Source organism: Sulfitobacter sp. CB2047, from assembly GCF_000735125.2.
In the GTDB taxonomy this organism is placed as follows: domain Bacteria; phylum Pseudomonadota; class Alphaproteobacteria; order Rhodobacterales; family Rhodobacteraceae; genus Sulfitobacter; species Sulfitobacter pontiacus.
The window spans coordinates 1,418,562-1,443,969 of record NZ_CP072613.1 but is presented as its reverse complement, the minus strand read 5'-3'; the positions used below and the strand labels follow the sequence as shown (position 1 = coordinate 1,443,969).

Below are 25,408 nucleotides of genomic sequence, written 5' to 3'. Positions count from 1 at the left end.
ATTTCAGTTCATTCAGGGAGGACGGTCAGCAATGGCAGACCATATCAAGATATTGAAGTCGAACGGAACATGGACAGTGCGCGCGGGGGGCGCGGTACTTGCCGAAACACGTAATGCGCTTGAGCTGCGCGAAGGCGACCACGACGCGGTAATCTATATCCCCCGTTCGGATATCGCCATGGCGTTTCTGGACAAGACCGACAAGACCACCCACTGCCCGCATAAGGGCGATGCGCATTACTTCTCGGTTGTGACCAAAAGCCGGACGTTGGAAAACGTGGCATGGTCCTACGAGGACCCCAGCGAGGATGTCGCCGAGATCAAGGGCCATCTGGCCTTCTACCAATTGCCCGAGGTTGCGGTCGAACAAATCTAGGGCCCCCGAGAGGGCCCTGGAAATTCAAGATTAAAGCAAGGGGGGCTGCGGCCCCTCTTATGCGTTCAGCAGCCAGCTTGTGTCCGCGCTGAGATCGGCGGCGCTGGTGTTCTGCACGATCACCACGACATTGCCGTTGACCACAAGTTCACTATCGATGCCATTGGCCGCGGCGCGGATTTCGAACATCCCGTCACCGGGGGCAAATTGCGCGGGTGAGCCTTGGGTTTCCTGCAGGTACAGCCCGTCTTCGGCGAGATTAAAGTCGGTCACGATGACCGGGGCTTTGCCAACTTGATCATAGCCGATGGCATTGATCACGTCGGCCCCGTCGCCCCCTGTCACGGTATCGCCGTCGTTGGCGCTGATGGTGTCGTTGCCATCGCCCCCCAGCACGACATCTGCCATCGTATCGGTATCGCCCGACACATTGCCGTTGAGGTTGAAGTCGAACGCGCGGATCACATCGTCACCGGCACCGCCGTCAATACTGTCGGTCCCCAGCCCCGAGATCAGGAAGTCATTCCCCGCCCCGCCGTTCAACGTGTCGTCGCCCATGCCGCCGAACAGCGCGTCATTGCCAGCGTCGCCATCAATCAGGTCGTCGCCCCTGTTGCCCGCCAGCTTGTCCGGCCCCTCGCCGCCCGTCAGCGTATCATTGCCGGGGCCTGCGTTGATCGTATCGGCACCTGCGTCGCCAGACAGCGCATCATTACCACTGCCGCCGTTGATCAGATCGCTTTGGGTGCCGCCGCTGATCACATCGTCGCCGCCATTGCCATTCAGCGTGTCGTTCAACCCGCCCCCCATCAACGTGTCATTCCCGGTGTTGCCGTTCAGCAGGTCGTTGCCGCCCTGCCCGTCGAGCATATCATCGCCCGCCAACCCGCTCAGCGTATCGCTGCCAACCCCGCCCATCAGCGTGTCATTGCCCTGCCCGCCGCTGAGCCCGTCGTTGCCTTCGTTGCCCATCAGGATGTCGTCGCCGTCGTTCCCTTCGATGTAGTCAAAGCCTTCGCCACCGCTTAGCGTGTCATTGCCGCGCCCCCCCAGCACGGTATCCGCGCCAAAGTTGCCCTGGGCGTCGTCTTCGCCGGACCCGCCGTTGACCAGATCGTTGTTGGTGCCACCGCGCAGCACGTCATCGCCGGAACCGCCAAAGAGCGTGTCCATCAGCCCGCCGCCCAAAAGCGTATCATTATCGGCCCCGCCATCCAGATTGTCGGACCCGAGCCCGCCCACGAGGGAATCCGCACCGCCAAAGCCGCCAAGGCTATCGTCGCCGCTACCGCCGATCAGGGTGTCATTATCAGCCCCGCCATCAAGCGTATCGCTGCCGTTGTTCCCATTGAGCAGATCATCACCCAGACCACCGCGCAGCATATCGCTGCCCTGCCCGCCGGAGAGATCATCGGTGCCCCCGAAGCCTGAAAGACTGTCCGCGCCGTTCCCGCCCAGCAATGTGTCGGCACCCGGCCCGCCGTTGACGGTATCGCGACCCTCTTCGCCATTGCCAAGATTGTCGCCACCGCCAAGGTTCAGCTGGTCATTGCCCGCGCCGCCCTGCACCGTGTCATCGCCGCCAAAGCCGTTTACCGTGTCGTCACCGCCAAACGCGTCGATGTCGTCATCCGCGTCCGTGCCCGTGACCAGATCAGGGCCGTTGGTGCCCTGCTGCGTGGCGATCTGCGGGTCTGTCACCTCGGGCTCTGCCACGTCTTGCATGTCGTCGTTGGTATCGTCGTCATCGCTGTCGCTGCCAATCAATCCCGCAAACCCCAAAAGCGCGAGCGCTGGTAGTAAAGTCAATCCAAGCATGTTCAAATCCCCCTAAGCTATACCCAGAGTGTAGCTTACGCTGAGGAACGCAAGAAAGACAAATTACCGCCGCATTTCAGACACATTTCAATATTTAGGACAGTTCAGCCCCGCTGCGCTCACTGTCGCGAATACAGCGACAATCAAGAATGTTCCTCGGCCGCTGTCTCGGCCAGGGCGCGGTTATAGGCCTTGAGCGCATCCACATGGAACAGCGCGCCCAAAAGTTCGGGCGGCGATTCGGGCTTGAGCGTGACCACGGGAATAAACGCCGCGCCGGTCTGCTCGAAAATCGGCATCGCGGCCTCTAGCGTGGCGGTGCCGTCGATATAGGTACCCTCGCCGATCAGATCCCAGCAGGTTTCTTCGTTCGCAGCGCGCAGGTCGTCGGGGCGGCGCATGATGCGGCCCACCATGAACATGCCCAGCAGATAGGCCTGAGGACCGGCGGCAAGGTGGATACCGCGGCGTTCCATCTGCGTCAGGAAAAAGCTGCGGTGCACCAGACGCGAGGCAAGCGCGGTCGACATGCTCACAGCGACCATCACCGCCAGACCCGTCTGCCAGTCTCCGGTCAGTTCGAATACAATCAAGGTGGTAGAGATCGGCGCCCCCAGAACGGCAGCCGCCACCGCGCCCATGCCTGCCAGCGCGTAAAGCGACGTGGCCCCCGACATCGTGGGAAAGACGCCCGTGGCAATCAACCCGAAGGCCAGCCCCGTCAGCGCCCCTAACATCAGCGAAGGCGAAAACACCCCGCCGCCCATCCGCCCGCCAAGGGTGATCGACACCGCGATGATCTTGAGCACGGCAAAGACAACAGCTTCGTGCAGGATCATGTCACCGCTTAACGCGCGGGTCGTCGTCTCGTATCCGACGCCGATGATATGCGGGAACCACAGCGCAATTACGCCAAGGATTGCCCCTGCCACGGCAGGGCGCAGGTAGCGCGGCAGCTTGCTGCGGGCCTGTATGAAGTTGCCGAAATCCTCGGCCCAGAAGATACCGCGCATCAGAAAGACCGCCACCACACCGCAGGTCAGACCCAGCAGCAGGAAGGCGGGCAGCTCGGCATAGAAGGACATATCGCCCACGGTGGGCAGGGCAAATTCGGTCAGCCCGCCGAATTCCAACCGGTTGATCACAGTGCCGGCGGCCGACGCGATCACGATGGGGGCAAAGGCGTGCACCGCAAAGTGGCGCAACACGATCTCGAGCGCGAAAAGCGCGCCTGCGATCGGGGCATTAAAGCTGGCAGAGACGGCCGCCGCAACGGCGCAGCCCAGCAGGTCACGACCGGTAATACCGCTGGCATTGATCCGGCGGCTCACCAGGGTCGAGATCACGCCCGCAAGGTGGACCACCGGCCCTTCTCGCCCTGACGATCCGCCGGTGCTCAGCGTGATCAGCGACGCCAGCGCCGACGCAATACCAGCCCGTGTTTCCACCCGACCTTCGTGCAATGCCGCGCCAAGGATCACATCGCCGACGCTGCGCACACGGGCGTCTCGGGTGAAATTATGCAAGATCAGCCCCACGGTCAGCCCGCCGATGGTAGGGATCAGAACAACCCAATACCAATCAAGGCTTCCGATAAAACTATGCAGGTGCTGCACATCTTCGGTGCCGTAAAGAAACGCCTGTAATGCGTTGATCCCTTTGCGAAAAAACAGCGCAGCAAAGCCTGCCGAGATGCCGATTGCAAGCGCGATGAACCAGAAGGTGACCTTGCCCGGCCCTTTTTCACGCAACACATCCCACCCCAAACGCGCATGGTTGCACAACGTGTCATACTGCTGGTTCAGAAAGGGGCGCGGTTTCAAAGGCATGGCGGCTTTGCTGTCAGGGTTTACCCATGTCTAGGACAGAGCCGCCTGCGTTAAAACCCCTGCAATCAAGACTGTGCCGCTAGCTGGCGAATTCTTCGCCCAAAAGCTCGCGCGCGGCGGCGCGTGCGGCCTCGGTAATCGTATCCCCAGCCAGCATCCGCGCGACCTCGTCCACGCGTTCTGGCGCTGACAGTGGCGTGACCGTCGACAGGGTCATGCCCTTGGACACGGCCTTGGACACGCGCCAGTGATGCGCGCCCAAAGCGGCAACCTGGGGGGAGTGGGTGACAACAAGCACCTGCCCGCCCTGCGACAGCGCCGCCAGACGACGCCCCACCGCATCGGCAGTCGCACCGCCGACACCCCGGTCGATTTCATCAAAGATCATCGTCAGGCCGGTTTGCCCCTTGGCCAGACAAACCTTGAGCGCGAGCAGAAAGCGGCTGAGCTCCCCGCCTGATGCGATCTTGCCAAGTGGGCCCGCAGGCGCGCCGGGGTTGGTGGCCACGGTAAAGGACACCGCATCGCGGCCTTCCGGTCCGGGCGTTTCCTCGGTGATCTGCGTGGCAAAAACCGCGCGCTCCATCTTGAGCGGAGCAAGCTCTGCCGCGACGGCCTTGTCCAGCTTGCCCGCTTTCTTGCGGCGCGCATCGGTCAGGGCGTCGGCTGCGGCATCATAGGCGGCTTGTGCGTCGCGCACGGCTTTCTCTAGGCCCGCCTGTGCGGCCTCGCCTGCGTCCAGCGCGTCCAGCTTGCCGCGCAACGTATCGGCAAAGCCCGCCAGATCGTCGGCCAGCACCTCGTGCTTGCGGGCCATGGCGCGGATCGCAAAGAGGCGCTCTTCGGTTTCTTCCAGCTCGATCGGGTTGAACGACATGGTGTCGATGGCGGCGACCACGCCTTCCATCGCCTCGTCCAATTCGACCATCGCACGCGAAAGCGCGGCCATCGGGGCCTCTAGCGCGCCGTCGGCTTTATGGGCCACCCCGTCGAGCCAGCGCAGGGCGTCGCCCAGCTGTGTCTCTGCCCCGCCCTGTCCCATCATCTCGTAGGCGTTGACCACATCGCTGCGGATCTTTTCGGCGCTTTGCATCAGGCGACGGCGCGCGTCGAGCTGTTCTTCCTCGCCCGCTTGCGGGTCCAGCTTGTCCAGCTCTGCCACGGCGTGGCGCAGGTATTCTTCTTCGGCGGCAATGGCCGCGCGTTCGGCGGCGGCCTGTTTGGCGGCCTTGCGCGCAGCAGCCAAGGCAGACCACGCCTGCCGCACCTTGTCGCGCAGCGGGGCGGTGCCCGCGAATTCATCCAGAATGGCGCGGTGGCCCTTGGGGTCAAGCAACCCGCGGTCGTCATGCTGGCCGTGCAATTCGACCAGCGTTTCCGACAGCGCGCGCAGCACCTCGCCCGAGCAGCGGCGGTCATTGACCCAAGCCGTTTTGCGCCCGTCAGACCCGTTGATACGGCGCAAGATCAACTCGCTCTCGCCGGGCAGGCCAGCCTCTTCCAGCACCGCATAGGCCGCGTGGCCTTCGGGCAGGTCGAACCATGCCGTGACCTCGCCCTGAGACGCGCCCTGACGCACCAGATCGGCGCGCCCGCGCCAGCCCAGCACGAACCCGAGACTATCAAGCAAGATCGATTTACCCGCCCCGGTTTCGCCGGTCAGAACGTTCAAACCCGGCTGAAACGCAAGTTCCAGCCGGTCGATGATCAGCATATCCGAAATATCTAGGCCGCGTAGCATGGGTCACTATCCGTGTGGGCCGTCAAAAGGCGCTTGGGTCAGATCCATTCGCCCTTGATCGTTTGGCGGTAGATCGCGGTCAACCAGTTATCGCCGAAGGACTTCATTTCAAGGCCCTGACCGGTCAGCAGCTTATAGCTTGCCTCGTACCATTCGGTGGACTGGTAGTTGTGCCCCAGAATGGCACCTGCGGTCTGCGCCTCGTCCGTGAGACCCAGCGACAGATACGCCTCTACCAGACGGTGCAGCGCCTCGGCGGTGTGGGTGGTTGTCTGGAAATCCTCGACCACGACGCGGAAGCGGTTGATCGACGCGGTATAGTGTTTGCGGCGCAGATAATAGCGCCCTACTTCCATTTCCTTACCCGCCAGATGGTCAAACGCCAGATCGAATTTCAGCACGGAAGACCGCGCATATTCGCTGTCTGGATAATCCTCGATCACGCGACGCAGCGCTTGCAGCGCCTGAAAGGTCAGCCCTTGATCGCGGCCAACTTCGTCGATCTGGTCATAATAGCTTAGCGCGAGAAGGTAGCTTGCATAGGACGCGTCATCATCATCGGGGAAGAAATCAATATAGCGCTGCGCAGCAGAGCGGCTGTTGGGGTAATCCTGATCCTGATGATAGGCGAAAGCCTGCATGATCAGCGCCCGCTTGGCCCATTCGGAATAGGGGTACAGGCGTTCGATCTCGGAGAAATATTCAGCGGCTTCAGCAGGGCGTTTGCGGTTCAGTTCAAATTCGCCACGCTCGTAAATCTGCTCGGCCGAGTATGTTTCAAGCGGAATTTCCTGAGGGTTGAAGAAGCTGTTGGTCGTCCGACCCGTGTCCTGAGCACCACCGCACGCGCCAAGAACGCCCGCCAAAAGCACCGCACCGACCACCCGCTTGCGCGACATCGTACCCGTCATGCGTTTCACCCTCGCTTTAAACTCTGCGTCACGTTTCACGATACGCCTTTGCCCGTGACTAGCACAAGGTTTCGCGCAACAAAACGACCATTCGCCAGTCCCCTGCAAGGGCGGCTGTCGACGGGCCAAATCGTAAACAAAGGATTACCCAAGCCCCACCGGAGTTTCAACCGTCGTTAACGCCCTGCCCTGCGACATCGCGTTACCGCTTTCAGGCAACGGCGGGGATTTCGTCCCACTCAAGACCAAAGCCGGGCAGCCGCGACGCCATTTGCGCGTCACATTCAACCATGCGCACGGCACCGGGGGTCGCGAACAGCGCCCGCAGCAGCGTGTTGGTCAGGCTGTGGCCGGCGCGCACGCCGGTGTAATGGCCGATCAGCGGTGCACCGGCCAGCGCCAGATCACCCAAAGCATCCAGCATCTTGTGGCGTACGGGTTCGTCCGCGTGGCGCAGACCACCGGGGCTCAGCACTTGGTCGCCGTCAAAGACGACAGCATTTTCACCAGCGTGACCGCCCAATGCCAGACCGTTCGCCTGCATCGCGTCGACATCCGCCTGACGGCAGAAGGTCCGGCTGTCGCAAAGTTCGCGGGCGAAGCTGCCGTTGTTCATGACCAGCGACTTTTCCTGATGGCCAATGGCGGCATCGGCGAAATCGATGACAAAGTCGATCTTCAGGGTGTCTGCCGGTGCGATAGTGGCCGAGGCTTCTCCATCCGTCACGGTGACCGTTTTCAGCACTTCGAAAGCGCGCACAGGGGCCGCAAGAACGCGAACGCCGCGCTGCATGATACCCCGCACGAAGGGCGCGGCAGAGCCGTCGAGGATCGGCACTTCGGGGCCGTCAATCTCGACCAGCGCGTTGTGGATGCCACAACCGGCCAGTGCGGCCATCAGGTGTTCAACAGTAGAGATTTGCAGACCCGCCGCATTTTCCAGCTTGGTGCAAAGAGGCGAGCGATTCACCGCATCCCAGCGGGCGGGGATCAGGCGATCGCCCACATCCACGTCACTGCGCGAGAACCAGATACCGTGATGCGCGCCAGCCGGACGGATCGTCACAGTTGCAGGACGGCCGGAATGAAGGCCGGTGCCGCTAAAGCTGATCGCTGTCTTAATGGTTGTCTGCACGGTCAATACTCACTGTCCAAAGATCATCTGTCTAAGTTGAACTCTGTCCTAACGGGGCCGTTCCTAATGCTCAATTCAATCATTGCTACCGTCTGAAACATCACTGTCACAATTGGGCGTTAACGTGCGCATACCCCCAATAAGCCATTGTTATATATATATTTCAGGCTCCCGATCATCCCTGAAATGACGGCGAAGCGTGAACATATAACAGCAATATTTCAACGAATGTTATCGACCCGCACACCCCAATTGCTGCACCGCAGCACGCTTAAAGTTGTGGCGCTAACGGAAAAGACCACCCCTAAGGGTGGCCTTTCGGACGTTTACGAGGACGTCTTAGGTAAGCTTAGTTCGCCTGACGACGCAGGAAGGCGGGGATTTCGATCCGCTCTTGATCTTCGTCCTGAACGTCGCGCGGCTGTGGCGCGGCAGAGCTCGCGCGGGTCTGAACCGGCGGCTGCTGACGTGCGGGGCGCTGCTGCTGTGTTTCCGCCTCACCGTGACCGGTCATGCGGTTGATCAACGAGTTGATGCCAAAGCGCTTCTCCCCCTGCTCGGCGGCGGGTTGTTGACGCTGCTGCTGCGGCTGCGCTTGTGGCTGACGCTGTTGTTGCTGGCTTGGCGACGCTTTTTGCGCGGCGGCGCGCAGACGGGCCAGTGCTTCGGGCGATGGGGTGCCGGGTGCAGGGGCGCGTGGCGCGACAAACGCCTCTTGCTCTTGCGCGTCGACATTCACCTCTTCGCGGCGCGGCTGGAAGGACGCAACCTCGGGACGGTAGGCGGGGGGTGGCAGATCATCTGCGTCCGACGCTTCGTCTTCGTAGGATGTGTCAGAGAAACCGCTGTGGTTGACCGCGGCTTCTTCCTTGAACAGCTGCTGCTGTGGTTCTTCTTCGTACTCGGCTTGTGCGGCAACGGGTGCAGGTGCTTCGGCGGCGGGGGCTTGTTCAACCTCTGGCGCTTTGGCAGGCAATGGCTGCGACATGGAACGGCGCGGCACGGGCATCTCGGTGTTGACGTCAACCGCATCGATCCCAGTGGCAACAACGCTCACGCGCATGACGCCACCCAGTTCGGTGTCGAGCGTGGACCCCACGATGATATTCGCGTCTGGGTCGACTTCTTCGCGGATACGGTTCGCCGCTTCGTCCAATTCGAACAAGGTGAGGTCGTGACCGCCGGTGATGTTGATCAGAACGCCCTTGGCACCGCGCAGGCTGATTTCGTCCAGCAGCGGGTTCGCGATGGCCTTCTCGGCGGCCTGGATGGCGCGATCTTCGCCCTCTGCCTCGCCGGTGCCCATCATCGCTTTGCCCATCTCGTCCATCACGGCGCGCACGTCCGCAAAGTCGAGGTTGATCAGGCCGGGGCGGACCATCAGATCCGTTACGCCCTTGACACCTTGGTACAGCACGTCATCCGCCATGGAGAATGCTTCGGTAAAGGTGGTTTTTTCATTCGCCAGACGGAACAGGTTCTGGTTGGGAATGATGATCAGTGTATCGACGACCTTCTGCAGCGCCTCGATACCGTCTTCAGCCTGACGCATCCGCTTGATGCCCTCAAACTGGAACGGCTTGGTCACGACACCAACGGTCAGAACACCCAGCTCCCGCGCGGCCTGCGCGATGATCGGCGCGGCCCCTGTCCCGGTGCCCCCGCCCATACCGGCGGTGATAAAGCACATGTGCGCGCCGGCCAGGTGGTCAACAATCTGTTCAATGCTTTCTTCGGCAGCAGCAGCACCGACAGAGGCCCGCGCGCCCGCACCCAGACCTTCGGTCACTTTGATGCCCAGCTGAACGCGGCTTTCCGCTTTGGCTTGCTGCAACGCTTGCGCGTCTGTGTTGGCAACCACGAAATCAACACCGTCGAGCTCTTTCTCGATCATGTTGTTCACGGCGTTGCCGCCTGCCCCGCCAACACCAAACACTGTGATGCGGGGTTTCAGGTCGCCCTGTCCGGGCATTGAAAGATTAAGGGTCATGAGCCATCCGCCTGTATTGTTTAGCTCGCTTACGGAGCATTTTTTGTGCAATCCCCCTTATTGTATAGGGAGAACGCCCATGCGTCACCTAGAAAACACGGTTTTGACACATTATATGGGCGTTTTTTTGCCGGTTTTCTCATGATTTCGACGCGCGCACCGCATCTGGGGGTTACCAGTTGTCGCGGAACCACTTGACAGCGCGCTTCAACGACCGGGATGGGTAGCGATCGGCGGGAATGTCAAAGTCCCACCACTCGTCTTGCGGGTGCGCGGCAAACAGCGCCAACCCTACAGCAGAGGCGAAACCCGGACCGGTTGCGGCTTGCGGCAGGCCATGCACGCGCAGCGGGCGGCCCAAACGGACCTGTTGGCCCAAAATCTTGCTTGCCAGACCATCAAGACCCGGAATCTGACTGCCGCCGCCGGTCAGCACGATCTGCTGGCTTGGCAGGTGGTCAAAGCCCGCGGCATCCAGACGGGCGCGGACTTCTTCCAGAATTTCTTCGACACGGGGGCGCATGATGCCGATCAGCTCGGCGCGGCTCACGGTGCGACGGTCGTGCTCGTAATCCCCGGTATCGCCACCGATATCGATCATCTCGCGGTCGTCCATGCCTGTCGCATGCACCCCGCCATAGAAGGTCTTGATCCGTTCAGCATTGGCCGTCGGCACCTGCAACCCCATAGAGATGTCAGAGGTGATGTGATCCCCGCCCATGCGCACGCTGTCGGCATAGATCATGTGTTTGCGAATGAAGATCGAAACAGAGGTCGACCCGCCGCCAAGATCAATACAGGCGGCACCAAGTTCCTGCTCGTCCTCGACCAGCGACGAAATCCCCGAAACATAGGCCGAAGACGCAACGCCCGCCAGTTCGAGGTCACAGCGTTTGATGCAATGGGCAAGGTGTTGAACCGCCGCCGCGTCCACGGTCAGCATATGCATATCGACCGACAGGGTATTGCCCAATTGGCCGCGAGGATCGGACAGGCCCGACCGGTTATCCAGCGCAAAGTTCACCGGCTGCGCATGCAGCACTTCACGGCCCTCGCCGTATTCGGGCACGTCGCAATTGGCCAGAACCTGCGCGACATCCTGCTCGGACACGACCTGCCCTTCCAGATCCAGCGCCGCATCCAGACCGTAGCTGCGCGGTTCAGCCCCCGAGAAACAGGCGATCACGTGATCCACACGGATGTTCGCCATTTTCTGCGCCGCCTGCAGCGCGGTACGCACAGCGCGTTCGGTTTCCTGCATGGCGCAGATCTCGCCAAAGCGAACCCCGCGCGACCGCGTGGTCGCAGCCCCGATCACGCGAAAACCGGATTGCCCCGCGAGCGACCCGATTTCGCCCTCTTCAGAGACGCGGCCCGTGCCGTCAAACCGCAGCACCAGGCAGGCGATCTTTGACGTGCCCACATCCAGAATAGCCACCACGCCGCGTTGCATCGCAAGCTTACGCATGTGGCGCATGGATCGCTGACTATCGTATAGGTCCATCATCTTTTCACTGTCCCGAAATCTGCCTGATGCGCCACAATTCTTGTGTGGCGTCCTTGTTCATTTGCACGGTGGGCCGTTGGGCCAACCGCATGTCTACCCGCGCAACGTCGCGGGCCAGCACATCCTGTGCGCCTTCCAGCGCGATCACCCGCTCCAGCGCCTGAACGGCCTGGGTTTCGGGCAGCAAGATACGCTGTTCACGGTCAAGAACGACGTCCCATCGCCGCTCTCCCATGCGCACCAAGCCGCGCAGCCGCTCCCCCAACGGAGCCGCCGTGCGGATCAATTCAAGCGCTTCGCTCACGCGCTGGTTCGCCGCCTCGCCTACCACCAAGGGCAGGTCCGTGCGATCGCCACGCGAAGCAAGCTGGCCGATGGGGCTGCCCTCGGCGTCGATCAGCAGCAGCCCGTCCTGGCTACGCCAAACGGCGACCGGCACCCGTGGCTGTACCGACACCTGCAACACGCCGCCCGGCTTCACCCGCAGCGATGCCTGCTTGACGCCGGGAAGATCGGTGATCGCCTGCCGCAATGCAGGCAGATCAAGATCAAAGGAACTGGTTGGAAATTCGACAGGCACAGCAGCACGCACGTCGGCGGCCAAAACGCCTTCGACACCATCAATCGCCATCAGCTTGACCATAAATTCAGGGCGCTGCTGGATGCTGGTGCGGGCATTGGCATAGACATCGGCCAACTGGCCGCGCCGTGCTTCGTCCGACAGATAGATTGTCCCCGCAGCCAAGGCCAAGCAGAACGGCACCCCGACGCGCAGCCCGAAACGGAACGTCGGCGTCAGCATCAAGCGCTGCATGCGCCACGCCCAACGTGACGGTGCGGGATCTGCCTTGGCCGGCTTGGCGGGTTTGACGCGTTTGATCAACGATTGCATGACGCGTCCTCGACCATCCAGGCGCAGAGCTCGCCAAAGGAAATGCCAACCGCCTGCGCCTGTTCGGGCGACAGCGACGTGGGGGTCATGCCGGGCTGGGTATTGGTTTCCAACAGGAACAGCCCCGCTGCCCCCTTGCTTTCATCCCAACGGAAATCCGTGCGACTGACACCGCGACAGCCAAGCGCGTTATGCGCCCGCAGGGCGTAATCCATGCAGAGCTCAAAAATTTCGTGCGGGATATCGGCAGGGACCACATGGGTAGACCCGCCCGCCTTGTACTTGGCGTCATAATCATACCAGCCCGTCGTGTGGATGTCGGTCACGGTCAGCGCACGTTCGCCCATCACGGTGGTGGTCAGTTCGCGACCGGGGATAAATTTCTCGACCATGACCTCGGCAGGCATGGCATCATCCAACTGTGGCGGGCCGTTGTTTTCGATCTCGACAAGGTAAACACCGACGGATGACCCTTCGTTGTTCGGCTTGACCACATAGGGCGGGTCCATCACATGGGATCCCCGCACAGTCGCCGCCGATACGATCAAGCTTTCCACGACAGGCAAACCCGCGGCACGAAAAACTTCCTTGCTGCGCTGCTTGTCCATCGCAAGGGCAGAGGCCAGCACGCCGGAGTGTGTGTAAGGCAGGCCCATCCATTCCAGCAAACCCTGCACGCAGCCGTCTTCGCCCCAGCGGCCATGCAGACAATTCAGAACGACATCGGGTTGAGCAGCGCCCAGATCGGCACAAAGGTCGGGGCCGCAATCGACCTCGATGACTTCGAAACTCCGGTCCCGCAAAGCCGCTGCGCAGGCGCGCCCTGTTGACAGAGACACCTCGCGTTCCGCCGAGGGGCCACCCAACAATACTGCAACTCTCGGGGGTGTCCTGCTCGACAATCCCACTCAATCTGCCTTTTTAAACGGGCCTGTTGCGACCCTTATTCATTCTGTTCCGAGCCTTTTGGCGGCCCTAAATCATGACGCTCGAACGTTTATTTTTCGCCGATCCGCATAATTTCCCACTCTAGCGTAATCCCGCTGGAATCGTAAACCTTTTTTCGCACCATTTCACCCAACGCTTCAAGGTCTGCTGCCGTCGCGGAACCCGTATTGATCAGGAAGTTGGGGTGTTTCGGGCTCATCTGCGCGCCACCCAAGGTGGCACCGCGCAAACCGGCGTCGTCAATGACCTTCCACGCCTTCAGATCATGGCGGTCATCCGCCTGCCCCGTGCTGGAAAACCCCGCCGGATTGCGGAACGTCGATCCTGCGCTGCGGTCCTTGGTGGGTTGGGTTTCGTCCCGTTTGCGCAGCTGGTCCTCCATCCGCGCGTGCAGCGCTTGCGCCTCGCCTTTGGGGGGCGCGAAACGGGCAGCGGTGATGACATATCCCTCTGGCAAAGCGGTCTGGCGATAGGCAAATTGCAGATCGTCCGGCCCAAGCGTGACCTGTTCGCCTGTGCGGGTGATCGCGTCTGCGCTGATGAAATAATCAGCAGTATAGGCACCATAGCAGCCCGCGTTCATCCGTACCGCGCCGCCAATACTACCCGGGATTGTGCGCAGGAAGGTCAGGTCCAACCCCGCGTCTGCTGCCTTGCGCGCGACATGGGCGTCCAGCGCCGCGGCACCTGCGGTGACGATTCCGTCTTCGCATTTGATGGTGTTGAACCCGCGCCCCAGCCGGATCACCACAGCGCGCAAGCCGCCGTCGCGCACGATCACATTCGATCCGACCCCCATCGGCATGACCACGACATCAGCGGGCAGCGCCTTCATGAAAGCCGCCAGATCATCCGCATCGGCAGGCTGGTAGAAATAGTCAGCAGGGCCGCCCACGCGTAGCCAGGTCAGATCAGCCAAGGGGCGGTTTTGCGTCAGCTTACCACGCATGTCGGGAAAGGAAATATCTGTCATGCCCTTCGCCTAGCCCGCTTTGGGAGGGAGGTCAATTTTCCACATGTGCCCGAAGCGCGCCAAAAACCGCCCAATCAATCAGGCCGGTTCGCCCGCAGCTCGCGCGCGATACGGCCGGCCAGCCATCCTGCAAGAAACGCGCAGACCGCATAGCCCGTGGCGGCGGCTTGCGCCATGAACACCGGACGCTCCAGCGGTTTCGCGCCAAGGCCCCAGATCATCCACGCCCAGTTCAGCGCGAGCCCTGCCAGCAGGACCAGCACAAAGCCGCCATACCGGCGCATCAGACCGCACCAGCCCGCGGCCAGCATCCACACCACGAGGATGCTGATCAGGATCACCAGCGTCAGGTTCACTTTGCGGCATTCCGCACAGCGGCGCCGCGCAGCCAGCGCATCAGATAGATCACCGGCCAGCGCAACACCGAACACCCGCCCGCGAACACCAGCATCCCGACCCAAGGGCCATGCTGCATGGTGACAAACCCCAGGACGGGGATGCCGACGGCAATCAGCACATAGGCGCTGCGCCAATGCTGGTCAGAACTGGGCGTCATCGCCAACACATTGGCAACGACCGCCCAAAAACAGGCAAGAACCAGTGATATACTCATTTTGGAACCTCCGGGTTTTGTCCGCGCAGCTTGGCCAGCAAAAAGCGCAAGGGATTGCGGAACATGGACACAAAGGCAGCAAGAGCAAGCAGGCTATAGAGCCAGCCCACCTGAAGACCGATCAGGATGATCAGCACCGGTGCGGCAATCAGCAGGATCACACCGGGAATATATTGCAGACGCATGGGCAGCGTCGCCACCGTGGCCGAGCAAAAGACCCACAGGATGCAAGCCCAAAGCAAGGTCATGACCGGCCCCCGTATGATGGGGTCCGCGCCATTCAGACGGGTTCCTTCTTCAAGGCTTCAAGCGCGGCAGGCAAGGCGTTGGCCCAGGTGCTGATTGTCCCTGCCCCAAGGCAGACAACCATATCCCCCGGCCCTGCCTGTTCGCGGACCAGCCGCGCCAGATCATCCTCGCTTTGGACGGCGCGGGCGTGGCGGTGACCATGACGGATCAACCCTGCGACCAGATCATCGCGCCCTGCGCCCTCGATCGGGGCCTCGCCCGCGGCATAGACCTCGGCGATGCCAACAACATCGGCATCGTTGAAACAGGCGCAAAATTCCTCGAAATGGTGGTGCAAGCGGCTGTAGCGATGGGGCTGGTGGACCGCGATCACGCGCCCTTCGGTGGCCTGACGTGCGGCTTTCAGCACGGCGGTAATCTCGACCGGGTGATGACCGTAGTCGTCGATGATCGTCACGCCATCCACTTCGCCCACTTTGGTAAAGCGACGGTTCACGCCGCCGAACCCGGCAAGAGCGGCACGGATTTCTTCGGTTTTCATGCCAAGGTGGCGCGACACGGCAACCGCCGCCATCGCGTTTGACACGTTGTGATCCCCGGGCATCGGCAGGCTGCAATCCTTGATCGTGATGCCTTCGGTCTGGAACATGATATCGAAATGCGCAACGCCCGCCTTGTAGTGCAGGTTGACCGCGCGCACGTCGGCCTGGGTGTTGAAGCCATAGGTCATGACACGGCGGTCGGTGATCTTGCCGACCAAAGCCTGCACCTCGGGGTGGTCGATACAGCAGACCGCCAGCCCGTAGAAAGGAATGTTCGAGACGAAATCCAGAAATCCTTTGCGCAGGGTATCGAAGTCGCCCCAATGCTCCATATGCTCGGGGTCGATATTGGTCACGATGGCAATGGTCGCGGGCAGACGGTTGAAGGTGCCGTCGGATTCATCCGCCTCGACCACCATCCATTCGCCCTGCCCCATCCGCGCGTTCGACCCGTAAGCATGGATGATCCCGCCGTTCACCACCGTCGGATCGATCCCGCCGTTGACCAGCAGTTCGGCCACCATCGTCGTTGTGGTGGTCTTGCCGTGGGTTCCTGCCACCGCAATGTTGGATTTCAGGCGCATCAGCTCTGCCAGCATCTCGGCGCGGCGCACGATGGGAAGGCCCGCCACCCGTGCGGCATCCAGTTCAGGGTTGCCCGGCTTGATCGCCGAAGAGATCACGACCACGGCGGCCCCTTCGATATTCGCGGCCTCCTGCCCTTCGAACACCGTCGCGCCAAGGTCCACCAGACGGTCGGTGATCTTGGTCGATTTCAGGTCCGACCCCTGCACGCGGTAGCCGTGGTTCAACAACACCTCGGCAATGCCGGACATGCCGATACCGCCAATACCCACGAAATGGATCGGGCCCACATCGGTGGGGAGTTTCGTGGCTGCGTTCATCGTTTCTTTCCTTCGGTTGCCAGGGTTTCCACCATCTGGGCGAGTTCTTCTGCGGCGTCCGGCTTGGCGACAGACAGGGCGGCGCGCGCCATCTGCTGTGCGCCCTCTGCATGGGTCAGAACCATTTCGATCTGGGCACGCAGACTGTCGGGGTTGGCCATGTTTTCGGGCACCATGATCGCGGCACCGGCGTCCACCAATCCACGGGCATTGGCCGTCTGATGATCGCCCGTCGCCGCCGCAAAGGGGATCAGGATCGAGGGCCGCCCGATGATAGAGATATCGGCAACGCTGGACGCGCCAGCGCGGTTGATCACCAGCTGGGCTTCGGACATGCGCCGCGGCACGTCATGGAAAAACGGCTGCACATCGGCATTGATCCCGTTCTCCGCGTAAAAGGTTGCGACCCGCTGGCCGTCCTCGTCCCGCGCCTGATGGCTGACACGGATATTGCGTAGCAGTTCCATCGGCAGATCGGCAATGGCGGGGGGAATCACCTCGCTTAAGATGCGCGCGCCCTGGCTGCCGCCCATCACCAACAGCTCCATCGGGTAGTCACCCGGCGCGATATAGCCCGCGCCCGCACGCTCCAGCACCGCGGCACGCACCGGATTGCCGGTGTGTTCGGCGCTGACACCATCGGGCAATGTGGTCGGCCATGTGCCGCAAGCCACGGCATCAACATGTTTGGAAAACAGATCATTGACCCGACCGAGCACGCCGTTTTGTTCGTGGATCATCCGGGGTTTGCGCAGCACCCAGGCCGCTGTCAGCGCGGGAATCGACGGATACCCGCCAAAGCCGACAACCACATCGGGCTTGTCGCGCAGCATACCGAAAATGCCGCCAAGCACACCGCCCAGAATACGAAACGGCGCGATGGCCTTGGCCACCAGACCGCCGCGCGCGAAAGTGGCGCTGCTGACCTGCTGAATCTCGACCGCCTCGGGGAAACCACCGGTATAGCGCGCCCCCCGCGCGTCGGTGGACAGCTTTACCCGCCAGCCCCGCGCCAGCATGACTTCGGCAAGTGCTTGGGCGGGAAACATATGCCCGCCTGTCCCTCCTGCGGCGATAACCAGCAGCGGCGCCGTCATCGGGCACGGCTCCGGCCCAATAGATCAGAGATCTGGCCCTGTGGTCGGGTCCGGGTAAACGCCAGCAACATGCCCACGGCGATGCCAGAGGCAATCACCGACGACCCGCCGTAGCTAACGAAAGGCAGCGTCATACCCTTGGCGGGCAGCAGCCGCACAGCCACGCCCATGTTGATCATCGCCTGCACGCCGAACATGCAGGCCAGCCCGGTGCCGGCCAGACGGATAAAGGGATCCCGCTCGCGCACCAGACGAAGCAGCGACCGCACCACGATCACGGCGTAAAGCGCGATCACACACATCACGAGGATCAGGCCGTATTCTTCGGCAGCAACGGCGATGATGAAATCGGTGTGCGCATCGGGCAGCGACCATTTCACCTGCCCCTCGCCCACGCCGACCCCGAACAGACCGCCTTCGCGGATCGCATCGGTGGCATAGCCAAGCTGCGTGCGCGGATCGATGTCGGGCGACAGGAACCCATCAATCCGTCGGGCAAAGTGTTCAGAGTTGGAATAGGCGAAAGTCCCCGCCAAGACGACCAGCCCGGCCATGCCCACCAGCAGCACCAACGGCGCACCGGCGACGAAATACATGACTCCCCAGCCGAACAGGACCAGACAGGCCTGACCAAAGTCGGGCTGCAACGCCAGCATCAGCACGATGGAAATACACAGCGCAAAGGACCATGTTTTGCCCGGAGGGCCGTTGATCTCGAGCGCGGCCGCCATCATCCACGCCGCCACAACGACAAAACCGGGCTTGAGGAACTCTGACGGCTGGAAGGACGCAAAGCCCATGGAATACCAGCGCACAGCACCTTTGCCAAAGTCGGTGCCAAAGAACGGCAGCAAGGCCAGCGCCACAAAGGACACCAGAAAGCCGACAATCGCCAGACGCCGCACCATCACCGGCGTCATCATCGATGTTAGCACCATGGCAATCACGGCAAGCACACCGAAAACAGCCTGTCGCTGCACATAGTGAAAAGAGTCAAAGCCGTTTTTCGCGGCCAACGGCGGGGAGGCCGCCAGCCCCAGCAACATGCCCACGGCAAACAGCAGGAGGATGCAGGACATCGCCCATTTGTCGATCGTACGCCACCATTTGGGAAGAATCGGTTCGCCATCCCGAACGGGAACCGCGCCATAGACCATTTCTGTCATGGGACCTGCCTTACACTGCCTCGTTCCGCCCCTTTTCGGGGTCTAGCTTGCAGTGTAGCGCGAAAGGTTACGCGGGGCTAGTCTGTTTTAACCAGCCCCGCGCAAAGCTGCCTATGCCCCCGCGTGCGTGCCGCGGATCGGATAGTCGTTGTCACGCACAAACTTGATCCCGTTCAGCAGCCCCTCCAGATCAGGCCGCGCGAAGGGCGCGTTCGAGATGTCGAGGATCTGGATATTACCGTCGCCATTCACCACGAAAACGCCGGGCTCTGCGAAAGGCTGATCGGTTTCTTGCGGGCTGCGCGGGTCAGAGACATAGAGCCCCAGTTCGCGCATCTGTGCGATGCTCATGTCATAGCCGATGGTCAGGGACAGATCCTGCTCTTGCGCCATCTCGCGCGCCTTGTCTTTCGGATCACCCGACACGGCAACAACGTCCACACCTGCCTTGTTGAAATCCGCGACCAGCCCGTCCAGCGTCGACAGGTACTTTTTGCAGATCGGGCAATGCAGACCGCGATAGACGACCACCAGCTGCCAATCATGATCGCCCCGCGGGGTGCCAAGGGTCAACATGCCGCCTTGCAGCTCTGCCACGGTCAGTTTCGGGAATGCGTTGCCTGCGTCCAATACGTTCATCGGGTCTCTCCTTTAATTGCTTCGTCTCTCACGGAATTAGTCTTCATGTGCCGGGTTACCACCCCGCTCACGGCCACTTGACCGGCTTGTGTGGCGGGGGCTATGGCGGGGCCATGCAATATGATACGGTAATTTTAGGCGCAGGGGCCGCAGGCATGATGTGCGCGGCCCACGCGGGCGGATCGGTGCTGGTCGTGGATCACGCCAAAGCACCGGGCGAGAAAATCCGCATTTCGGGCGGCGGGCGCTGCAATTTCACCAATATGCACTGCACGTCCGATGCCTTCATCTGCGCCAACCCCCATTTCGCAAAATCGGCGCTGGCACGTTATACGCAGTGGGATTTCATCGAACTGGTAGACGCACATGGGATCGCGTGGCACGAAAAGACCCTCGGCCAGCTCTTCTGCGACACCTCCGCCAAAGAGATCGTCGCCATGCTGCGCGGCCTGATGCAAAAAGCCGGTGTCGATCTGCGGCTGCACAGCACGCTGACCGATATCGCTGCGCGTGATGCCGGATATAGCATGACCTTGCACACGCCCGACGGCACCACGCCGATCACTACGCGCAACTTTGTCGTTGCCTCTGGCGGGAAATCCATCCCCAAGATGGGGGCGACGGGGCGCGCCTACGAGATCGCCGCGCAGATGGGTATCCCCGTCACCGACACGCGGGCGGGGCTGGTGCCCTTCACCTTTACCGACGCCCGTTTCGCGCCCATATCCGGCACCGCAACGCCCGCGCGGGTGACTGCCCAAGGCCCCTCCTTTGACGAAGCCTTGCTGTTCACCCACCGTGGCCTCTCGGGCCCTGCCGTGCTGCAAGCTTCAAGCTACTGGACCGAAGGCGCGCCGATCACAGTGAACCTGCTGCCCGACAGTGATCTGCTGGCCAAGCTGCGCAGCCAACGCCAGACCTATGGCCGCCGCAACCTGACGACAGAGCTTTCCCACCACCTGCCCGCGCGGCTGGTGGATCATCTGGCGGGGATCATGGACCTTGGCGGCAACCTCGCCGATTGGTCGGATGCAAAACTCGGCACCCTGATCGACAGGCTGTCGCATTGGGTGATGACCCCTTCTGGCACCGAAGGCTACCGCACCGCCGAAGTCACCCTCGGCGGTATCGACACCGACGCGCTGTCCTCCAAAACACTGGAGGCCAAGACACGCCCCGGTCTCTACTTCATTGGCGAGGCCGTCGATGTGACCGGATGGCTGGGCGGCTATAACTTCCAATGGGCCTGGTCCTCCGCCATGGCCTGCGCCGCAGATATCGCACAGAAGCAGTAATTTCCAAATGGCCCTAAATCCCGGGGGAGCCGCCACAGGCGGCGGGGGCAGCGCCCCCAGACCGACACCGTCGACCCCGCAATGCAGCTTCCCCAATGCAGACATGCGCCACACTATCGGTAAATCCAGAAAGGAAGACCATGCGTGACCCAGAAACCGACAAGGCCAACGTCATCGCCTTTTACGAAATGATGTTCAATGATTGCCGCCCCGCCGACGCCATCGCGCGCTACGCCGGAGCGCAGTACATTCAGCACAATCCCCATGTGGCGGACGGCAAGGCGGCCTTCGTTGACTATTTCGAACGGATGGCACGCGAACATCCGGGCAAACATGTCGAGGTCAAGCGGTCATTCGTGGACGGCGATCATGTGATCCTGCATTGCCATCAGCTCTGGCCCAACGGTCCCGATTATGCAGGGATGGACATTTTCCGTCTCGATGATCAAGGCAAGATCGTCGAGCATTGGGACGTGCTTCAGGAAATGCCTGTACAAAGTAACAACGACAACGGGATGTTTTGATGCAATGAATGCCGTGCGAGCACAGCAATGAAAGGTCAAAGCTATGCGTTGGCATTTTTCCCCAGGGCCGTGCCGCAAGCCCTTTATCAGCGTAAACAATCAACGTGCCGCCACCCCCAACAAGCGTCACAGTTATATGAACTTGCACATTAGGCATGTTAAGTTCTTCCTTGAGGTTGGCGGTACGTTGCCAGTTTTTGAGACAGTATTGGCACCGCCCTATAAGCGTCGCGCCGCTTGCCAGACCAATGGCGCAAGCACGATGGCGATAAAGGGAAACATCAAGAGATTGATGAGGTGCCATCCCGACGCCTGCATCAACGCGCCAGAAAAGAACGAAAGTGCCGCGACTGTGCCGAAAACGGCGAAATCATTCAGCCCTTGGGCACGCCCGCGCTCGGCCTCTGTATGCGCGGCAGCCACCATCGCAGTCGCTCCGATGAAGCCAAAGTTCCATCCGATCCCAAGAAGGATGAGAGAGATAAAGAAATGCCTCAGATCCAGACCGGTCAGCGCAACAGCACCTGAAATGCCGATGATGATCAGGCCAGCGGCGGTGACCTTTTCCTTGCCGAACCGGGCGATCAGCTTGCCCGTCACAAGGCTTGGCGCGAACATCGCCAGCACATGCCACTGAATACCCCAGGCTGCGTGGTCAATCGAATGCCCGCACCCGACCATCGCCAGCGGTGCGGCCGTCATGACAAATGACATAAGCCCGTAAGACACCACGCCAGCGGCGACCCCAAGCATGTATTTAGGCGACGCCAGAAGTTGGAGCACGGTGCGCCCCCCGTCATCGGAAGACGTTTGGGCTGTCGCTGCGGGTTGGCGGCCCCTTAACCGGGTCAGAACAAAAAACGCGATGAGCGCCAGCGCCGCTTGGCTCAGGAAACTGCCCGCAAAGGGCACGCCCGGCACAGCGTCGCGCGTGGCAATGACCAGTTGCGGGCCGATAATGGCAGCGATCAGCCCGCCGACCATGACCCATGAAATGGCGCGCCCCCTGTCTGCCCCTTCGCGCCCGTCGGCAGCTGCGAAACGGTAAGACTGTACATAGGACGCATAGAGCCCCGCCAGAAACGTTCCCAAACAGAAGAATATGAACGCCCCAAAGGATATCGCACCAGCGGCGACCAATCCCGACAACACGCCGATCATCGCGCCCAGAAGATAACCGCTGCGCCGCCCGTATTGTCGCATGATCCAAGCGGCAGGCACCGTTCCAAGGGCAAGCCCAAGATTATAGATGCTGACCGGAAGGGTCGCCAAAGCAGGGTCAGTTGCGAGGTCCTGACCAACCAATCCCCCCAGCGAGATCACAATCGGTCCGCTGGCAGCCCCTAAAGATTGGGCGAGGATCAGCACCGTCAGGTTGCGGCGGAACCCGGCGGTTTCAGTCGTGTCTATTGTCTGAGTCATCATATATCATTTGTATGGGCACCATGCCCGTTGGATTGGCTTGGCGCGGCGTGCTTTCATTTCTATATTGCATGCCCAAAATCATGCGGGCGGGCGGTGATCAGGTCTGCATGGGGTCGTGCAGCGCCAGCGTGCTGGCCGCATGTTCGGCCGCCTCTAATGCGCCCTCAAGAAAGCCTCCGAATTCCGGGGCGGTTTCGGTCGACGCAAATATCATCCCGCGTGCTGACAGGGCATGCAGGTTGGACGGCAAACCATAGCGGGGATGGCTTCGAACCGGTTGTCGGTCCTGTGGGCGCGCGATGTGGGGAATGGTCGCCCAGTCTTGCAAAACAAGGTGCATCGGGTTGGCCATTTCCGGACCGAACAGCGCCGTAAGCTGCGTCACCGCAAGGCGCATCATCTCATCTTTGTGCTGGACACGCGCATCCGCAGGAACCCCGACAAAACCGAAGAGCGCATAGGGACCGCCCTGTCTTGGCGAAGCATCGTGGATTTCGACCATCGGCCCTTGCTGGCTCATGGCGTCGCCGGACAGCCCGGCATGTCGCCAATGAGGCTGATCGTAAACCGCAACGATCTTGGCCTGACCGGCCATCCAGGTCGGCGTGTCTTGCAATGCCTGCATTTGGCCCGCATCCAGCGCGGGTTCAAAGGAAACGGTATCTGCAATGACCCGAGGCGGCATGGCCATCACGATCCTGTTGGCCGTGATGATCTGCGCTGTGCCGTTTTGATCAACCTGCGCTGTGATCTTGCCCGCCGAATGCGCGACCGACGTCAGCCGCGTATTGGTCATGATCTTCGCCGGATCCAACCCTTTGGCCAAAGCTTGCACCACAGAGCCGATCCCACCGGCCAAGCGGTAGGACCCCTCCATAGAGGCGTAGCCGCGTCCGCGCTGCACGGCGCCGTTTTGCTCTTGATAGACCAAGTCACCCGTCGAGAACTGCCCAAACACAGGGATCTGAAAGCGCTCCGCGAGGGCCGCCATGCGCGGCTGCCCCGGCCAGAACCACGCAGGCCCAAGGTCGAACGCGCCGCCCGAAAACTCCTGTGTAAGGATGCGCCCGCCAAGGCGGTCCTGCGCTTCAACCAGCAAAAAATCACGGCCTTGGCGGGCCAGATGGTCGGCAAGCGCAAGACCCGACAGACCACCGCCCACAATCAGAACATCGGTCTGCATCAGAACGCCTCTCCCATCGGCCCGAGGTCCAGCTCATGGGTCCAGGTGGACCGTGGTTGATCCGCCAGCGCCAGATAGGTGCGGGCAATATCGGCTGACTTCATCATCCGTATAGGGTCCATTCTGTGTAGGGCGCGGTTAGCAAGACCGGCACCCGCCCCGCCAATGATTGCAAGTGGGTCTGCCATCTCAACATCCGGCATTGGGGGCTGTTGGCGTTTCCGCAAGATGGCCAGATTTGACCCAAAGCCGCGCCCCATCAGGGCCGGAAACAGCGTTCAGCGGCGTGTGGGGCGGTAGGCGCAGCCAGGAATTGACCCCGAAGACCTCATCCCCTTCGATAAAGCTTCCTTCGACCACAAGGGCTTCGAACCCGCTGTGGCCGGCCTGTGTCACTGCCACGCTGGGCTCCCAAATCTCGATCCGCACCCGTTCGTGCGCATCCTCGAACAGCGGGATCACTGAAACACCCGCACGCACCGGCTGCGGGGTCTGGGTGGTGGTGTCTATGGTGATCTGCTGACGGTCATCCATGTCGAACTGCCACAGCTTGACGAAGATCGTCGCCCCTGATGCAGAGCTTGGGGTGTGCGAAGACGTTGGCGGGTTGCGCACGTAGGTGCCGACCGGAAAGTCACCGTGTTCATCCTGAAACACGCCCTCAAGCACCAGAAACTCTTCGCCGCCGGTATGGGTGTGCGCCGAAAACGCGCTGCCCGGCGCATAGCGGACGATGGTCGTCGCCCGCGCGACTTCATCCCCGATCCGGTCCAGCATCCGCCGGTCCACGCCTTTCATCGGAGATGCGACCCACGGCTGCCGATCCGAATGTACAACAGCACGTTCATCAAAATTTGCGTTCAGGTCCATGGTACATCCTTCCGGTTCAGCGCGAAGCGGCGCTACATAGCTACCTATCAGTTGATAGGCTTCCAGTTAGATATTGCCCTCCTCGCTGTCAACACCTATCTACCACATGATAGACAGGAGCCGCAAATGCCGCAGACAATGAAAGACAAAATCCTTGATGCCGCTGAAAAGCGTGTCCGTGGTGCGGGTTTCTCGGCGATGAGTTTTCGCGACCTGGCAAGCGATGTCGGCATCAAAAGCGCAAGCGTTCACTATCACTTCCCGACCAAACCCGATCTGGGCGAAGCTTTGGTGGATCGCTACACCAGCCAGTTCAAGGAGCACCTTGAACAGATCGATACGGCCAGCTTGCAAACGGCGTTGGACAGCTACGTTGCGCTTTACTCTCAGGCGCTGGTCTTGGACGAAACCATCTGTCTTTGCGCGATCATGGGCGCAGAAGCGATCGGGCTGCCCAAGAATGTAAACCAGAAAACAAAGGCATTCTTCAAAATGAACAGGTTATGGCTGCTTGACCTGTTCCAACGCAATGGCGTCGAAAACCCCGAGGACACGTCCTGCCTCATCGTCGCGGCGCTGGAAGGCGGCATGATCGTTGCGTCATCCTCCGACGATCGTGCGATGTTCGACCAGATTGCCAAGGCCGCGATCCGAAGTATCGCCAAGATTTGACGTCGATACGGCAGCGCTCTCGACTGCCGTGAACTGCGTTTGTACGAAAGTAAACCGGATCGCCGCCCGAAGGATCAAGCGCGTCATCTTGACCCCGTAAAGAGAATG

General features: G+C 61.2%; 24 protein-coding genes. 4 read left to right on the top strand and 20 right to left on the bottom strand.

What is annotated here, in order from left to right; genetic code table 11:
* Positions 1–31: 31 nt before the first annotated feature.
* Positions 32–376, top strand: coding sequence for a DUF427 domain-containing protein (locus IV89_RS07160; protein WP_005854099.1), 345 nt, complete (start codon positions 32–34; stop codon positions 374–376).
* Between the two features lie 57 nt (positions 377–433).
* Here IV89_RS07160 and IV89_RS07155 read toward each other — a convergent pair whose 3' ends face one another.
* The 17 genes from IV89_RS07155 to IV89_RS07075 all read right to left on the bottom strand — a co-directional run bounded on the left by IV89_RS07155 (position 434) and on the right by IV89_RS07075 (position 19,331).
* Entirely contained in the window at positions 434–2,194 is a 1,761-nt protein-coding gene (locus IV89_RS07155) for a calcium-binding protein (protein WP_037944508.1), read from the bottom strand.
* Positions 2,195–2,337: 143 nt separating this feature from the next.
* Positions 2,338–4,023 carry a chloride channel protein gene (locus IV89_RS07150; protein ID WP_005854103.1) on the bottom strand — a complete coding sequence of 562 codons (1,686 nt, stop codon included), beginning with the start codon at positions 4,021–4,023 and terminating at the stop codon, positions 2,338–2,340.
* Between the two features lie 79 nt (positions 4,024–4,102).
* Positions 4,103–5,764, bottom strand: coding sequence for a DNA repair protein RecN (recN, locus tag IV89_RS07145; protein WP_037944510.1), 1,662 nt, complete (start codon positions 5,762–5,764; stop codon positions 4,103–4,105).
* 38 nt (positions 5,765–5,802) lie between these two features.
* Positions 5,803–6,675, bottom strand: coding sequence for an outer membrane protein assembly factor BamD (locus IV89_RS07140; protein WP_005854107.1), 873 nt, complete (start codon positions 6,673–6,675; stop codon positions 5,803–5,805).
* A 211-nt stretch (positions 6,676–6,886) separates the two neighbouring features.
* Complete coding sequence (gene lpxC, locus IV89_RS07135; protein WP_037945053.1) at positions 6,887–7,810, bottom strand: UDP-3-O-acyl-N-acetylglucosamine deacetylase; 924 nt, start codon at positions 7,808–7,810, stop codon at positions 6,887–6,889.
* Between the two features lie 349 nt (positions 7,811–8,159).
* Positions 8,160–9,800, bottom strand: coding sequence for a cell division protein FtsZ (ftsZ, locus tag IV89_RS07130; RefSeq protein WP_037944511.1), 1,641 nt, complete (start codon positions 9,798–9,800; stop codon positions 8,160–8,162).
* 172 nt (positions 9,801–9,972) lie between these two features.
* On the bottom strand, positions 9,973–11,307 hold the full coding sequence (ftsA, locus tag IV89_RS07125) for a cell division protein FtsA (RefSeq protein WP_037944512.1): 1,335 nt from the start codon (positions 11,305–11,307) through the stop codon (positions 9,973–9,975).
* 4 nt (positions 11,308–11,311) lie between these two features.
* Positions 11,312–12,199 (bottom strand): cell division protein FtsQ/DivIB, encoded by an 888-nt coding sequence (locus tag IV89_RS07120; RefSeq protein ID WP_005854115.1) that lies wholly within the window; start codon positions 12,197–12,199, stop codon positions 11,312–11,314.
* Complete coding sequence (locus IV89_RS07115; protein ID WP_074634488.1) at positions 12,187–13,107, bottom strand: D-alanine--D-alanine ligase; 921 nt, start codon at positions 13,105–13,107, stop codon at positions 12,187–12,189. The genes IV89_RS07120 and IV89_RS07115 overlap by 13 nt, the downstream gene beginning before the upstream one ends.
* Positions 13,108–13,196: 89 nt before the next feature.
* On the bottom strand, positions 13,197–14,120 hold the full coding sequence (murB, locus tag IV89_RS07110; RefSeq protein ID WP_037944513.1) for a UDP-N-acetylmuramate dehydrogenase: 924 nt from the start codon (positions 14,118–14,120) through the stop codon (positions 13,197–13,199).
* A gap of 74 nt (positions 14,121–14,194) precedes the next feature.
* Positions 14,195–14,476 carry a hypothetical protein gene (locus tag IV89_RS07105; protein ID WP_037944514.1) on the bottom strand — a complete coding sequence of 94 codons (282 nt, stop codon included), beginning with the start codon at positions 14,474–14,476 and terminating at the stop codon, positions 14,195–14,197.
* Entirely contained in the window at positions 14,473–14,733 is a 261-nt protein-coding gene (locus IV89_RS07100) for a DUF2484 family protein (RefSeq protein ID WP_037944515.1), read from the bottom strand. The genes IV89_RS07105 and IV89_RS07100 overlap by 4 nt, the downstream gene beginning before the upstream one ends.
* Positions 14,730–14,981 (bottom strand): DUF2484 family protein, encoded by a 252-nt coding sequence (locus IV89_RS07095; RefSeq protein WP_005854125.1) that lies wholly within the window; start codon positions 14,979–14,981, stop codon positions 14,730–14,732. Before IV89_RS07095 ends, IV89_RS07100 begins: the two co-directional genes overlap by 4 nt.
* 32 nt (positions 14,982–15,013) lie before the next feature.
* Positions 15,014–16,429, bottom strand: a complete 1,416-nt coding sequence (gene murC / locus IV89_RS07090; protein WP_037944516.1) for a UDP-N-acetylmuramate--L-alanine ligase — start codon at positions 16,427–16,429, stop codon at positions 15,014–15,016.
* Positions 16,426–17,526 (bottom strand): UDP-N-acetylglucosamine--N-acetylmuramyl-(pentapeptide) pyrophosphoryl-undecaprenol N-acetylglucosamine transferase, encoded by a 1,101-nt coding sequence (locus IV89_RS07085; RefSeq protein ID WP_037944517.1) that lies wholly within the window; start codon positions 17,524–17,526, stop codon positions 16,426–16,428. Before IV89_RS07085 ends, murC begins: the two co-directional genes overlap by 4 nt.
* Positions 17,523–18,692, bottom strand: coding sequence for a putative lipid II flippase FtsW (ftsW, locus tag IV89_RS07080; protein ID WP_005854131.1), 1,170 nt, complete (start codon positions 18,690–18,692; stop codon positions 17,523–17,525). Before ftsW ends, IV89_RS07085 begins: the two co-directional genes overlap by 4 nt.
* Positions 18,693–18,803: 111 nt before the next feature.
* Positions 18,804–19,331, bottom strand: a complete 528-nt coding sequence (locus tag IV89_RS07075) for a redoxin domain-containing protein (RefSeq protein WP_005854133.1) — start codon at positions 19,329–19,331, stop codon at positions 18,804–18,806.
* A gap of 113 nt (positions 19,332–19,444) precedes the next feature.
* Between IV89_RS07075 and IV89_RS07070 the strand changes: the two genes are divergently transcribed.
* Both IV89_RS07070 and IV89_RS07065 read left to right on the top strand, forming a co-directional pair.
* Positions 19,445–20,626, top strand: a complete 1,182-nt coding sequence (locus IV89_RS07070; RefSeq protein WP_037944518.1) for an NAD(P)/FAD-dependent oxidoreductase — start codon at positions 19,445–19,447, stop codon at positions 20,624–20,626.
* 140 nt (positions 20,627–20,766) lie between these two features.
* Positions 20,767–21,150 (top strand): nuclear transport factor 2 family protein, encoded by a 384-nt coding sequence (locus IV89_RS07065; protein WP_037944519.1) that lies wholly within the window; start codon positions 20,767–20,769, stop codon positions 21,148–21,150.
* Positions 21,151–21,369: 219 nt separating this feature from the next.
* On the opposite strand, the gene IV89_RS07060 is transcribed toward IV89_RS07065, so the two are convergent.
* The 3 genes from IV89_RS07060 to IV89_RS07050 form a co-directional block, all read right to left on the bottom strand.
* Complete coding sequence (locus tag IV89_RS07060; protein ID WP_037944520.1) at positions 21,370–22,575, bottom strand: MFS transporter; 1,206 nt, start codon at positions 22,573–22,575, stop codon at positions 21,370–21,372.
* Between the two features lie 97 nt (positions 22,576–22,672).
* Positions 22,673–23,758: an FAD-dependent oxidoreductase gene (locus IV89_RS07055; RefSeq protein WP_037944521.1), complete on the bottom strand. Its 1,086-nt coding sequence runs from the start codon at positions 23,756–23,758 to the stop codon at positions 22,673–22,675.
* A gap of 189 nt (positions 23,759–23,947) precedes the next feature.
* Positions 23,948–24,628 carry a cupin domain-containing protein gene (locus IV89_RS07050; RefSeq protein WP_037944524.1) on the bottom strand — a complete coding sequence of 227 codons (681 nt, stop codon included), beginning with the start codon at positions 24,626–24,628 and terminating at the stop codon, positions 23,948–23,950.
* 126 nt (positions 24,629–24,754) lie between these two features.
* On the opposite strand from IV89_RS07050, the gene IV89_RS07045 reads away from it, so the two are divergent.
* Positions 24,755–25,300 (top strand): TetR/AcrR family transcriptional regulator, encoded by a 546-nt coding sequence (locus IV89_RS07045; protein ID WP_037944525.1) that lies wholly within the window; start codon positions 24,755–24,757, stop codon positions 25,298–25,300.
* Positions 25,301–25,408 lie beyond the last annotated feature (108 nt).